The 12,960-nt window shown below is 70.7% G+C and carries 9 protein-coding genes; 7 read left to right on the plus strand and 2 right to left on the minus strand.

From position 1 onward, the window contains the following. The first annotated feature begins 19 nt into the window (after positions 1-19). From bchI to bchO, 3 genes are read left to right on the plus strand one after another with little or no spacing between them, the layout of a single operon-like run. On the plus strand, positions 20-1,045 hold the full coding sequence (bchI, locus tag BMZ25_RS06410; protein ID WP_092690412.1) for a magnesium chelatase ATPase subunit I: 1,026 nt from the start codon (positions 20-22) through the stop codon (positions 1,043-1,045). Then, positions 1,042-2,676, plus strand: coding sequence for a magnesium chelatase subunit D (locus BMZ25_RS06415; protein WP_092690416.1), 1,635 nt, complete (start codon positions 1,042-1,044; stop codon positions 2,674-2,676). Before bchI ends, BMZ25_RS06415 begins: the two co-directional genes overlap by 4 nt. Continuing rightward, positions 2,676-3,536 (plus strand): alpha/beta fold hydrolase BchO, encoded by an 861-nt coding sequence (gene bchO, locus BMZ25_RS06420; protein ID WP_092690419.1) that lies wholly within the window; start codon positions 2,676-2,678, stop codon positions 3,534-3,536. The genes BMZ25_RS06415 and bchO overlap by 1 nt, the downstream gene beginning before the upstream one ends. Positions 3,537-3,540: 4 nt before the next feature. Here bchO and ppsR read toward each other — a convergent pair whose 3' ends face one another. Next, a complete protein-coding gene (gene ppsR, locus BMZ25_RS06425) occupies positions 3,541-4,950 on the minus strand; it encodes a transcriptional regulator PpsR (protein WP_092690422.1) in 1,410 nt (469 codons plus the stop codon). A 38-nt stretch (positions 4,951-4,988) separates the two neighbouring features. After that, on the minus strand, positions 4,989-5,783 hold the full coding sequence (locus tag BMZ25_RS06430; RefSeq protein WP_092690425.1) for a cobalamin B12-binding domain-containing protein: 795 nt from the start codon (positions 5,781-5,783) through the stop codon (positions 4,989-4,991). Between the two features lie 260 nt (positions 5,784-6,043). Between BMZ25_RS06430 and bchF the strand changes: the two genes are divergently transcribed. From bchF to BMZ25_RS06450, 4 genes are read left to right on the plus strand one after another with little or no spacing between them, the layout of a single operon-like run. After that, a complete protein-coding gene (bchF, locus tag BMZ25_RS06435) occupies positions 6,044-6,523 on the plus strand; it encodes a 2-vinyl bacteriochlorophyllide hydratase (RefSeq protein ID WP_092690428.1) in 480 nt (159 codons plus the stop codon). Next, positions 6,520-7,830 (plus strand): ferredoxin:protochlorophyllide reductase (ATP-dependent) subunit N, encoded by a 1,311-nt coding sequence (locus BMZ25_RS06440; protein ID WP_092690433.1) that lies wholly within the window; start codon positions 6,520-6,522, stop codon positions 7,828-7,830. The genes bchF and BMZ25_RS06440 overlap by 4 nt, the downstream gene beginning before the upstream one ends. Continuing rightward, positions 7,827-9,350: a ferredoxin:protochlorophyllide reductase (ATP-dependent) subunit B gene (gene bchB, locus BMZ25_RS06445; protein WP_092690438.1), complete on the plus strand. Its 1,524-nt coding sequence runs from the start codon at positions 7,827-7,829 to the stop codon at positions 9,348-9,350. Before BMZ25_RS06440 ends, bchB begins: the two co-directional genes overlap by 4 nt. Further along, entirely contained in the window at positions 9,340-12,897 is a 3,558-nt protein-coding gene (locus BMZ25_RS06450; protein WP_092690442.1) for a magnesium chelatase subunit H, read from the plus strand. Before bchB ends, BMZ25_RS06450 begins: the two co-directional genes overlap by 11 nt. The last annotated feature ends 63 nt before the right edge of the window (positions 12,898-12,960 follow it).

A 12,960-nucleotide genomic window follows, 5' to 3' on the forward strand; every position in this document is an offset into this window, starting at 1 on the left:
TGCCTAACGGAGAAGCGCCATGAAACAGCCCTTCCCATTCTCGGCCATCGTCGGCCAGGACGAGATGAAGCAGGCGATGCTCCTGACCGCCATCGAGCCGGCGCTGTCCGGCGTGCTGGTCTTCGGCGACAGAGGCACGGGCAAGTCCACCGCGGTGCGCGCGCTTGCCGCCCTTCTGCCGCCGATCCGTCAGGTCGAGGGCTGCCCGGTGAACTCGGCCCGCGCCGCCGAGTGTCCGGACTGGGCCGAGGTCGGATCGACGCGGCTGGTCAAGCGTCCGACGCCCGTGGTGGATCTGCCGCTCGGCGTGACCGAGGACCGGGTGACCGGCGCTCTGGACATCGAGCGCGCGCTGACCCGCGGTGAAAAGGCGTTCCAGCCCGGCCTGCTGGCCCGCGCCAACCGGGGATACCTCTATATCGACGAGGTGAACCTGCTGGAGGATCACATCGTCGACCTGCTGCTCGACGTGGCCCAGTCGGGCGAGAACGTGGTCGAGCGGGAAGGACTGAGCATCCGTCACCCGGCGCGGTTCGTTCTGGTCGGCTCGGGCAATCCCGAAGAGGGCGAACTCAGGCCGCAATTGCTGGATCGGTTCGGTCTGTCGGTCGAGGTCACATCCCCCACCGACGTCGATCAGCGCATCGAGGTCCTGCGCCGCCGCGACGCCTACGAGCACGACAACGACGCCTTCATGAAGACCTGGCGCCCGCGCGACGGAAAGCTGCGCAAGCGCATCGAGGCGGCGCGGACGGCACTGCCATCGGTCGCAACGCCCGAACAGGGCTTGCGCGACTGCGCCGAGCTGTGCGTCGCGCTCGGCGCGGACGGGCTGAGGGGAGAGCTGACATTGCTGCGGGCCGCCCGCGCGCTGGCCGCCTTCGACGGGCAGGACGAGGTCGGGCGCAGCCACCTGCGGGCTGTCGCGCCCTCGGCCCTGCGGCACCGCCTGCGCCGCGATCCGCTCGACGAGGCAGGATCGACCGCGCGGGTGGCACGAACGCTGGGCGATGTGTTCGGCCCCTACCAGACCGCCGCGGAATGAGCGGCACCGAGACATGGAACAGGGCCGCATTGGCACTGCGGCTGCTTGCGGCCGACCCGTCGGGCCTTGGCGGGCTGTGGCTGCGCGCCCGGCCCGGACCGGCAAGGGACGCGGTGGTTGCGGCGCTCGACCGCCTGCCGGTGCCGCCGCGCCGGATTCACCCTGCCATCGCCTCCGACGCCCTGAGCGGCGGCATGGACCTCGCCGCCACCCTGTCGGCCGGGACACCGGTGCTGCGTGACGGGCTGCTCGCCCCCGGCGCGACGATCCTGCTGACCTCGGCCGAGCGATGCGGCAGCGGGCTTGCCGCGACGCTCGGCCAGTGGCTCGACCGCGGCGCGGGCAGCCTGATCCTGCTCGACGAGGCCGCCGATGGGGACGAGTGCCCGCCACCGGCCCTGACCGACCGGATCGGCCTGTTCCTGTCGCTCGACGACGTTGCACTGCGCGACACCGGGCCGCTCGACATGCACCTCCCGGCGTCTCTTCCGACCGTGACCCTCGCCTCCGAGCAGCGCGACGCGCTGGCGGTCACGGCGGCGTCTCTGGGCATCGCGAGCCTGCGGCCGCCGGGTTTCGCCGCCGCCGCAGCGCGCACCGCAGCGACCCTCGACGGACGATCGCAGGTCCAGGACGCGGACCTGCGCCTTGCCTGCGAGCTGACCTTCGCCCACCGCGCGCAGGCCACTCCGGCGCCCGAGGACGACACGTCCGCACCGCCCGAAGAGTCCCACGAGCAGGACGGAGAGACGCAGCGCCCCGAGATCCCCGACGACATGCTGCTCGACGCGGTCCGCGCCGCCCTGCCGCCGGACCTGCTGTCGCGGCTGGCCGAGGCGCGGACGCGGCGGGCGGGCACGGCCGGCGGCAGTGGCGCGGCCCACCGCGGCAATCGGCGCGGCCGCCCGCTGCCCCCGCGACCCGGCACGCTCGACGGGCGGGCCCGAATCGACCTTGTCGCCACCCTGCGCGCCGCCGCGCCGTGGCAGCCGATGCGCCGCGCCGCCGACCGGACGGACAGGCGGCTGCATATCCGGTCCGCCGATATCCGCGTGAAGCAGTACGAGGAAACATCGGACCGCGTGCTGATCTTCTGCGTCGATGCCAGCGGCTCGGCCGCGATGGCGCGTCTGGCCGAGGCCAAGGGCGCGGTCGAGATCCTGCTGTCCGAGGCCTATGCCCGGCGCGACCACGTGGCTCTGATCGGCTTTCGCGGAAACCGCGCCGACGTGCTGCTGCCGCCGACGCGTTCTCTGGTGCAGGCCAAGCGGCACCTTGCGGGGCTGCCCGGCGGGGGCGGCACGCCGCTTGCCGCCGGATTGCAGGCGGGGTGCGAGCTGGCGCGGACCAGCCGGGGGCGCGGCCTGACACCGAGCCTCGCGCTGCTGACCGACGGACGGGCGAACATCGCGCTGGACGGCTCGGCGAACCGCGGCACCGCCGAAGCGGATGCCGGCCGGATGGCCCGCCTTCTGCGCACCGAGGGAATCGCCGGGCTGGTGATCGACACCGGCCGCCGGCCGGCGCGGTCGCTGGAAGAGCTGGCGCGCGCGTTCGATGCCCCCTATCTCGCGCTTCCCCGTGCCGACGCGCGGGGCCTGTCGGGGGCGGTGTCCGCCGTGCTCGGCTGATGGACTGGACGCGCGACGGACGCGACTGGCCCAATGCCGAAGCCTCGCGCTTCGTCGTCTGCCGCCCGCATCACTGGCACGTGCAGGTCGCCGGTCGCGGGCCGGTCGCGCTGCTGCTGCACGGCGCGGGGGGCGCGACGCAAAGCTGGCGCGGCCTGTTCCCGTTGCTCGCCCGCAGGTTCACCGTGGTCGCGCCGGACTTTCCGGGACAGGGCTTCACCCGCCTAGGCGCGCGGATGCGGTGCGGGCTCGGGCCTCTGGCCGAGGACATCGCGACGCTCTGCGCGCAGGAGGGCTGGGCGCCCGACCTGATCGTCGGCCACTCTGCCGGCGCCGCCGTCGGGTTGCAGATGGCGATGACCACGCCACCGCGGGCCGTGGTGGGCATCAACGCCGCGCTCGGCACGTTCGAGGGCGTCGCGGGATGGCTGTTTCCCGTGATGGCGCGGATGCTGGCGCTCAACCCGGTGGTGCCGCCGCTTTTTGCGCGGTTCGCCGGGTCGGAGAAGCGGGTGCGCGATCTGCTGGACTCGACCGGATCGACGATCCACGACGAGGGCATCGCGCTTTATCGCCGGCTCGTGTCGGACTCGGGGCACGTCGACGCGACGCTGGCGATGATGGCTCAGTGGCGCCTGAACGGACTGCTGGACCACCTGCCGCAGATCACGACGCCGACGCTGTTGATGGTCGGGGATCGTGACAGATCGGTGCCGCCCGCCACGTCCGAGCGCACCGCGCACCGCCTGCCGAACGCCACGCTGCGACATCTTCCCGGCCTCGGCCACCTGGCCCACGAGGAAGCGCCCGCACTGGTCGCGAGCGCGATCGACGCGTTCTGGGACGGCCTGCCCGGCTGACGCGTCAGTCGCCGTGGCGCGCCAGAAGGCCGTATTTCCGCAGCTTGACGTAGAGGGACTGGCGCGACAGCCCCAGCATCTCGGCCGCGGCGACGCGGTTGTTGTTCGTCAGCTCGACCGCGGTTTCGATGCACATCTTCTCGACCACATCGGTGGTCTCGGCGACGATTTCCTTGAGGGTCGCCGACCCGACAAGCTCCATCACGCTGCGGGCACTGTCGTCGCCGCCGCCGATCTGCGGCATCCGCAACGCCTCGGCCCGGCCGGCGTCGCGCAACACGAAGGCGATCGCACCGGCGTCGCTCAGGTGAGTGGCCGAGATCTCGACCGGGGTCTGTCCGCCGAACTCGGATGTCAGCTTGGTGCTGTAGAGCCGCATGCGCCCCGCCCGCACCGCGTTGTCGATGAGCACGCGCGCATCGACCGATCCGCGCGACAGGAAATCCGCGATCGGCTTGCCCCGCGCGGCGCCCGCGTGGGACAGGTCCGCGAGGTTCAGGAACGCCTCGTTCGCGGTGGTGACAAGGCCTTGCAGGTCGGTAAAGACGATGGCATCGGCGCCTCGGTCGTAGAGGCCCAGCAGCCCACCGGTCAGCGCGTCGCTTCCCGTGCCGGCCGGCCCGATCTCGGCCATCCGGCAGAACAGCATCCGCTCGCCCGCGGCGCGGAACACGCGCGGCGTCACGGCGACCGGACGCCCCGTCTTGCGCGCGGTCATCTCGACCGGCCCGCGCTGATCCGCGCGGTCGGGGTCGGTCAGCCGTTCGATCACGTCACGCTGCCCGTCCCCCTGGAACAGGTCGGAAAAGGCCGAACCTACGAGATCGCCCGCCGCCTGCCCGAGGATCGAGGCCGCCGTGGCGTTCAGTTCGCTGACCCGGCCCGAGGCGAGCGAGACAAAGGCAACGGCGTCGTCCGTCGATTCCATCAGCACCCGCAGCCGCGTATCCGAGTCGCGCTGCGCCTCGTAGTCACGCTCGAGCGCGAGCTGGGCCTCGACGAGTTGCTGCTGCATCTCGGCGATGGGCCTCAGGTCCCGGCCCAGCATCAACAGCGCGCCGTCCGGCCCGACCTGATGAAACGAGTACCGCACGGGGAACTCCCACGTGGTGCCGTCCGTGTGGTTCAACTCGACCGAGCGCGTGGCCTCTTCGCCGCTGCTGAAACTCTTGAGCTGCGCATCGAGCTTGGTGACGCTCTCGCCGGTGAGGAAATCGCGCAGATCGCGCCCCTCCCAGTGGTCGAGATGGCCGAAGCTGGCGTGGTGGGGATTCACGAGAACCGACAGGACGTGGCCCATGTCGGTGACCACGATCGAGATGTCCGACGCCGTCGCGATGATGTCGCCGAGAATATCCGGTGCTATGAGCGGAATTGCCCGGGCCGACCAGTACTTTGTTCCGCGAGAGCTCATTTGTTGTCCTTCGGCCTCGGCGCCGGACGCCGCTTCGCCTACCCTCCGCCGCTGCGGGTCTGCCGGGCCCCGCCGATGACCAGGCCGCATCTGCACAGCGCCTCGTCGGGATCGTTGGTGGCATGGTCGGCCCCCGTGAGGGCCATCGTCTCTGAGTCATCCTTCATCGCCACGCCGCCGATCACCACAGGGATGGACGACCGCGCCGCACTGCGGACGGTGTCTACCATAGCCGAGGCTTGTGCAACCTTTTCAGTATGCGAAATTGACAGGAAGATCGCATCGAAGTGTAAACTTGCCACCATGGCGCGCAACTCCGGCTCGGGACGCCCCAGAACGAGGCGAACCGAAACGCCGCGCCGGCGCAACTGACCGGTCAGCACCATTGCACCCAGAGTGTGATACTCGTCCGCCGGAACGATGACCGCGACGCTGGGGCCGCCGCCCGCGCGGCGTGCCGTGGCCCAGCTCTCGCCGATTTCGCGGAGCATGCCCTGAAGGCGGGCCGAGCCGATCGTGACTTCCGCGAAGCTCATCGAATCCTCGCACCATGCGGCGCCCATGCGGCGCGCGGCCTCTGGTATATAGTGATCCGCAAGCGCCACGTCATCCAGGCGGGCCGCACGCATCCGGTCGATCAACCGCCGCCGGTCATCGACACCGCCGTGCCGCACCGTCTCTTCGAGCTCGGCGAGGAACGGCTCGGACAATCCCGTGACCCGCGCTCCGCGGCGCGCGGCCAGCACCGACAACGCCCGCGAGGCGAGCGACGAGACGGGTGCGCCGGTGTCCTGCCACTCGGGCATGGCCCGTCGTGCTTGGTCTTCTGGCATGGTGAGCCCCTTCTTCCTGGGCGGGGCGCGCGGTCTTTCGCCGGTTGACGCCGAGTTACAGTGTTCTAGGCGCGAGGGCACTTGTCAAAAAGAATTGACACACCGCGCGGAAACCGGGGCGAAATCCGCCGAATGTCAGGAAGAGTTACTCGGTCAGCCTGACAGTTTGTGACTTTGTGTAAGTTAAAGTTGACACTTTGAACGCGGCCCGACTAACCTGAACCCGTTCAGCCACGCCTGACCGGGGAGAATCGCCGCAAATGACAGTGCGTCCCGATCCCGCACCAAGCCTGTACACACCGGGCGAGCGCGCACGGCGCGACTCGACCCGATGGACGCTGGTGCAGGGCATACTTGCCCCCCTGCAATTCGCGGTCTTTGCCATCTCGCTGGTGTTGGTGCTGCGGTATCTCGCAACCGGCGAGGGCTATGCGGTCGCGACGTGGTCGATCGTGGCCAAGACCGCCTGCCTCTACGCGATCATGGTGACCGGCGCGATCTGGGAGAAGGTCGTGTTCGGGCGCTGGCTCTTCGCGCGGGCCTTCTTCTGGGAGGACGTCGTGTCGATGGCCGTGATCGCGCTGCACACCGCATATCTCTGGGCGCTGTGGACCGGCGCACTTGCACCGCCCGCCCTCATGACGCTCGCGCTCGTTGCCTATGCCGCCTACGTGATCAACGCGGGACAGTTCGTGCTCAAGCTGCGCGCGGCACGGCTTCAGGCGGGGGTCCCGGCATGAGCGACCACCTGCCCCCGCCTCCCGAGACCGGCTGTCGCAACGCACCCCTCCTGAAGGAGCGCGGCCAGCGCGAGGTCTTCTGCGGGCTGACCGGCATCGTCTGGCTGCACCGCAAGATGCAGGACGCCTTCTTTCTCGTCGTCGGCAGCCGCACCTGCGCGCATCTGCTGCAATCCGCGGCCGGCGTGATGATCTTCGCCGAGCCCCGCTTCGGCACCGCCATCCTCGAAGAGGGCGACCTGGCGGGCATGAAGGACGCGCAGGACGAGCTCGACCGCGAGGTCGCGCGTCTGCTGGAACGGCGCCCGGACATCCGCCAGCTGTTCCTCGTGGGCTCGTGCCCGTCCGAAGTCATCAAGCTGGATCTCGCCAAGGCCGCGCAGCGTCTCTCGGCCCGCCACGCACCGCATGTGCGGGTGATGAACTACTCGGGCTCGGGGATCGAGACGACCTTCACCCAGGGTGAGGATGCCTGTCTCGAGGCGATGGTCCCCGAACTGCCCGCCACCGACGCGCACGAACTGCTGCTGGTGGGGGCCCTGCCCGACGTGGTCGAGGACCAGGCGCTTCAGCTGCTGGCCGATCTCGGGATCGGTCCGGTCCGGTGCCTGCCGGCCCGCCGGGTCGACGAGATGCCCCATGTCGGCCCGAACACCCGCGTGGCCCTGACCCAGCCGTTCCTCGGCGACACGCTGGCCGCGCTGGAACGCCGCGGCGCGCGCCACGTGCCCTCTCCGCTGCCCTTCGGCGAAGAGGGCACGACCCAGTGGCTCGCGGCGCTGGCGGCCGAGTTCGGCGTGGACCGCGACAGGTTCGAGCGCGTGACCGCCGCCCCCCGCGCCCGCGCCCGCAAGGCGATCGCCGCGGCCGCCGAGACGCTGCGCGGCCGGTCGATCTTCTTCTTTCCCGACAGCCAGCTCGAGGTGCCGCTGGCCCGGTTCCTCACCCGCGAGTGCGGGATGGAGGCGATCGAGATCGGCACGCCGTTCCTCCACCGGGCCATCGCCGGACCGGACCTCGATCTGATCGCGCCGGGACCGACACTGAGCGAGGGGCAGGACGTCGATCTGCAACTCGACCGCGTGCGCGCGGCCCGGCCCGACCTGACGGTCTGCGGTCTTGGCCTCGCCAATCCGCTGGAGGCCGAGGGTCTGGCGACGAAATGGGCGATCGAGCTGGTGTTCACGCCGGTGCATTTCTACGAGCAGGCCGGCGATCTGGCCGCGCTGTTCGCGCGCCCCCTCCGCCGCAAGGAGCTGCTTAAGGTTGGCGCCGCTGCCACCGCGCAGCGGGAGATCGGCGCATGAAACTGACCGTCTGGACATACGAGGGGCCGCCCCATGTCGGCGCGATGCGCGTGGCCACGGGGATGCGCGGGCTGCACTACGTCCTGCACGCGCCGCAGGGCGACACCTACGCCGACCTGCTGTTCACGATGATCGAACGGCGGGATCACCGGCCTCCGGTCACGTACACCACGTTCCAGGCGCGCGACCTCGGGTCGGACACCGCCAACCTGTTCACCACGGCCTGCCACGACGCCTATTCGCGCTTTCAGCCGCAGGCCCTGATCGTCGGCTCTTCGTGCACAGCCGAGCTGATCCAGGACGACCCCGCCGGGTTGGCCGAGGCGATGGGCCTGCCGATCCCGGTGATCGCGCTGGAGCTGCCCTCGTACCAGCGCAAGGAAAACTTCGGCGCCGACGAGACCTTCTATCAGCTCGTACGGCACCTCGCCGGCCCGATGGAGCGGACCGCGCGCCCCTCGGTCAACCTGCTGGGACCGACCGCCCTGGGCTTTCGCCACCGCGACGACATCACCGAGGTGACGGCACTGCTGGACGAGATGGGCATCTCGGTGAATGTCTGCGCCCCGATGGGCGCGACGCCGGCCGACCTTGCCCGCCTGGGCGCGGCGCATGCGAATATCCTGATGTATCCCGAGACGGCCGAGGCCGCCGCCCGGTGGTGCGAGAAGTCACTGGGCCAGCCCTATACCCGGACGGTTCCCATCGGCGTCGGCGCAACCCGCGATTTCGTCGACGAGATCGCGGGGCTGCTGGACGTCGCCCCGCGGCTCGACACGTCGCGGCTGAGGCTGCCGTGGTACTCTGCCTCGGTCGACTCGACCTACCTGACCGGCAAGCGGGTCTTCCTGTTCGGCGACGCCACCCATGTCGCCGCCGCCGCCCGCGTCGCACGCGACGAGATGGGGTTCGAGGTGGCCGGGCTGGGCTGCTTCAACCGCGAGTTCGCCCGCCCGATCCGCCAGCTCGCCAGGGAGTACGGCGTCGAGGCGCTGATCACCGACGACTATCTCGAGGTCGAGCGCACGATCGAAGCCGCCGCGCCCGAGATGATCCTCGGCACGCAGATGGAACGCCATATCGGCAAGCGCCTCGGCATCCCCTGCGCCGTGATCTCGGCGCCGATGCACGTGCAGGACTTCCCGGCCCGCTATTCGCCGCAGATGGGGATCGAGGGCGCGAACGTGCTGTTCGACACCTGGGTGCACCCGCTGGTCATGGGGCTGGAAGAGCACCTGCTGCACATGTTCCGCGAGGATTTCGAGTTTCACGACGCCGCCGGCGCCTCGCATCACGGCGGCAAGGCGGTCGTGCGCGAGACGGCTTCCTCAACCCCCGAAATCACCGTCCCCGAGGCGGGCCCAGTGTGGCTGGACGCCGCCGAGCGCGAGCTGCGCAAGGTGCCCTTCTTCGTCCGCGGCAAGGCCCGGCGGAACACCGAGACCTTCGCCGCCGAGAAGGGCGTCGCGGAGATCGGAGTCGAGACGCTGTACGAGGCGAAGGCCCATTATGCGCGATAGCGACCATATCCCGGGCTACCGCGTGGCGATCGTCACGCTCGACGCCCATGCCGCTGGCCCCGCCGCGCGGGCGCTGCCCTTGCTGACCGCGGATTTCCCGGGCCTCGAGGTCAGCGTTCACGCCGCAGCGGAATGGGGCGGCGACGGCGACGCCCTGCAACGAGCCAAGGATGCGGTCCGGCACGCCGACCTCGTCGTCGCCAACATGCTGTTCCTGGAAGAGCACGTACAGGCGATCCTGCCCGAACTCACCGCGGCCCGCGAACGGGCGGACGCGGTCGTCGCGATGATCGCGGACGCCCAGATCGTCCGGCTGACCCGCATGGGCGATTTGGACATGGCCCGCCCGCAGAGCGGCGTGGGCAAGCTGATGAAGCGGCTGCGCGGCTCGCGCGCGCCGTCGGGCAGCTCGGGCGCCCGCCAGATGCGCATGCTGCGCCGCCTGCCCAAGATCCTCCGCTACATCCCCGGCCGCTCCCAGGACCTGCGGGCGTGGTTCCTGTCGATGCAGTACTGGCTCGGCGGCTCGGACGAGAACGTCGAGCATCTGATCCGCTTCCTGATCTCGCGCTACTGCCGCAACACTGGCTGGCGCGGGACCGAGGCCGCCGCCCCGGTCGAGCATCCCGAGGTCGGCCTGTATCACCCCGACCTCGCCGAGCGCGTCGTGACAACGCCCGACGCCCTGCCGGCGCCCGAGCGGCCGGTGGCGACCGTCGGCCTGCTCATGCTGCGATCCTACGTCCTGGCCTCGGACACCGCGCATTACGACGCCGTCATCCGCGCGTTCGAGGCCAAGGGCGTCCGCTGCCTGCCCGCCTTTGCCGGCGGGCTCGACGGGCGCCCGGCGATCGAGACCTACTTCACCGGGCCCGAGGGTGCGCGGATCGACGCCCTGGTCTCTCTCACCGGGTTCAGCCTGGTGGGCGGGCCGGCCTACAACGACAGCGATGCGGCGGTCGCGACGCTGACCGGGCTGGACGTCCCCTACCTCGCCGCGCATCCGCTGGAGTTCCAGACGCTGGGCGAGTGGGCGCGGGCGGGCACCGGGCTGGGTCCGGTCGAGACGACCATGCTGATCGCCCTGCCCGAGATCGACGGTGCGACGAACCCGACGGTGTTTGCCGGCCGGCACGGCACCGGCGGCTGCCAGGGCTGCCCGAAGATGTGCGCCCCCGCCACGGATGCCCGCGCGATGGCGCCCTGCCCCGAACGGATCGAGGCACTGACGAACAAGGCGCTGCGCCTCGCCCGCCTGCGCCGCCAGCCCGCCTGCGACCGCCGCGCGGCGATCGTGCTCTACGGTTTTCCGCCCAATGCCGGCGCGGTCGGCACCGCGGCACACCTGTCGGTGTTCGAAAGTCTCTTCAACACGCTTCACGCGATGAAGGCCGAGGGCCACCACCTCGACCCGCCCGACAGCGTCGCGGCGCTGCGCGACGCCGTGCTCAAGGGCAACGCCGGGACCTACGGGCAGGAGGCGAACGTCGCCGCCCATGTCAGCGCCGATCGGATCGTCGAGACGACGCCCTGGCTGTCCGAGATCGAGGCGACCTGGGGCCCGGCGCCGGGCCGCATCCAGAGCGACGGCCGCGGCGTCTTCGTGCTGGGCTGCACCTTCGGAAATGTCTTCGTCGGGATCCAGCCGACCTTCGGCTGGGAAGGCGACCCGATGCGCCTGCTGTTCGAGGGCGGCTTCGCCCCCACCCACGCCTTCAGCGCGTTCTACCGCTGGCTGCGCGACGATTTCGGCGCCGACGTGCTGCTGCATTTCGGCATGCACGGCGCGCTCGAGTTCATGCCGGGCCACCAGTCCGGCCCCTCGGGCAGCTGCTGGCCCGACCGGCTGATCGGCAACATGCCGAACGTCTACCTCTACGCGGGCAACAATCCGTCCGAGGCCACACTCGCCAAGCGCCGGTCGAACGCGGTCTGCGTGTCGCACCTGACGCCACCGCTGACGGCCGCCGGGCTCTACAAGGGGCTGACCGAGCTTAAGGAAAGCGTGCGCCGCTGGCGCGACGGCGTCGCGTGCGACACCCGCCGGGCCGAGCTGGAACGCATGATCGCCGACCAGGCCGCCGCTGTGGATCTCGGCGGCGTGCCGGTCGACATGCTCTGGCTGCGCCTGCTGGAAACCGAGGCCGCGCTGATCCCCGACGGGCTGCACGTCGTCGGCACGCCGCCCACGGCCGAGGCGCGGGCCGCGCAGATCGACCTGATGGGCTGCGACGACGTCGAAGAGCGCGACCGCATCGACGCGCTCCTGGCGCGGGACAGCGAGCTGCCCGCGCTGATGCGCGCGCTGCAGGGGCAGTTCACCCCGCCGGTGCCGGGGGGCGACCTGATCCGCAATCCCGACATCCTGCCCACGGGTCGCAACATCCATGCCTTCGACCCCTTCCGCATGCCCACCGCCTTCGCGCTGGCGGACGGCGCCCGGCAGGCCGAGCTGCTGCTCGAGACGCACGAGACCCTGCCGCGCAGCGTGGCGCTGGTGCTGTGGGGATCGGACAACATCAAGTCGGACGGCGGCCCCATCGCGCAGGCGCTGCACCTGATGGGCGCGACGCCGCGCTTCGACGGCTACGGCCGCCTGTCCGGCGCCGACCTGATCCCGCTGGACCGGCTGGGCCGTCCCCGGATCGACGTGGTGATGACCTTGTCGGGCATCTTCCGCGACCTGCTGCCGCTGCAGACCCGGATGCTGGCCGAGGCGGCGTGGAAGGCCGCGACCGCCGACGAGCCGGTCGAGCGCAACTTCGTCCGGGCCCACGCGCTCGACTATGCCGACGCGATGGGCTGCGACATGGAAACGGCGGCGCTTCGCGTCTTTTCCAACGCCGAGGGCGCCTACGGATCGAACGTCAACATGCTGGTCGATTCCTCGGCCTTCGGCACCGAGGACGAACTGGCCGACGCCTACGAGGCGCGCAAGAGCCACGCCTATTCGCGCCACGGCACCGCCGCCGCCCAGGCACCGCTTCTGAAGCGGGCGCTCGGCGACGTCGACCTCGCCTACCAGAACCTCGAATCCGTCGAACTCGGCGTGACCACGGTGGACCATTACTTCGACACGCTGGGCGGCATCAGTCGCGCGGTGCGCCGCGCCAAGGGCACCGCGGCGCCGGTCTATATCGGCGATCAGACGCGCGGCGCGGGCAAGGTCCGGACGCTGCAGGCGCAGATCGCGCTGGAGACCCGGTCACGCTCGCTCAACCCGCGCTTCTACGAGAGCCTGCTGACCCACGGGCCGGAAGGCGTCCGGCAGATCGAGGCGCATGTCACCAACACACTGGGCTGGTCGGCGACCACCGGCGAGGTCGAGCCCTGGGTCTACCAGCGGCTGAGTGAGACCTTCGTGCTGGACGAGGCGATGCGCCGGCGGCTGGCCGAGCTGAACCCCGCCGCCAGCGCACGGATGGCCGGGCGGCTGCTGGAAGCCTCGGACCGGGCCTACTGGCAGCCCGACGCCGCGACCCTCGAGGCGCTGCAGGGCGCGGCCGACGAGCTGGACGACACGCTGGAAGGAGTGGCCGCCGAATGAGCCCCTTCGCAGAGATCACCCGCGCCCGGGGCGCCAGGACAGCGAGGGGCGCCGCCCCTCGCG

This window comes from Tranquillimonas rosea (assembly GCF_900111315.1).
Classification (GTDB): domain Bacteria; phylum Pseudomonadota; class Alphaproteobacteria; order Rhodobacterales; family Rhodobacteraceae; genus Tranquillimonas; species Tranquillimonas rosea.

What these genes read in the sequence shown, in the direction of transcription:
- bchI (WP_092690412.1), top strand. Translation starts at nt 20, where the DNA reads ATGAAACAGCCCTTCCCATTCTCGGCCATCGTCGGCCAGGACGAGATG.
- BMZ25_RS06415 (WP_092690416.1), top strand. Translation starts at nt 1,042, where the DNA reads ATGAGCGGCACCGAGACATGGAACAGGGCCGCATTGGCACTGCGGCTG.
- bchO (WP_092690419.1), top strand. Translation starts at nt 2,676, where the DNA reads ATGGACTGGACGCGCGACGGACGCGACTGGCCCAATGCCGAAGCCTCG.
- ppsR (WP_092690422.1), bottom strand. Translation starts at nt 4,950, where the DNA reads ATGAGCTCTCGCGGAACAAAGTACTGGTCGGCCCGGGCAATTCCGCTC.
- BMZ25_RS06430 (WP_092690425.1), bottom strand. Translation starts at nt 5,783, where the DNA reads ATGCCAGAAGACCAAGCACGACGGGCCATGCCCGAGTGGCAGGACACC.
- bchF (WP_092690428.1), top strand. Translation starts at nt 6,044, where the DNA reads ATGACAGTGCGTCCCGATCCCGCACCAAGCCTGTACACACCGGGCGAG.
- BMZ25_RS06440 (WP_092690433.1), top strand. Translation starts at nt 6,520, where the DNA reads ATGAGCGACCACCTGCCCCCGCCTCCCGAGACCGGCTGTCGCAACGCA.
- bchB (WP_092690438.1), top strand. Translation starts at nt 7,827, where the DNA reads ATGAAACTGACCGTCTGGACATACGAGGGGCCGCCCCATGTCGGCGCG.
- BMZ25_RS06450 (WP_092690442.1), top strand. Translation starts at nt 9,340, where the DNA reads ATGCGCGATAGCGACCATATCCCGGGCTACCGCGTGGCGATCGTCACG.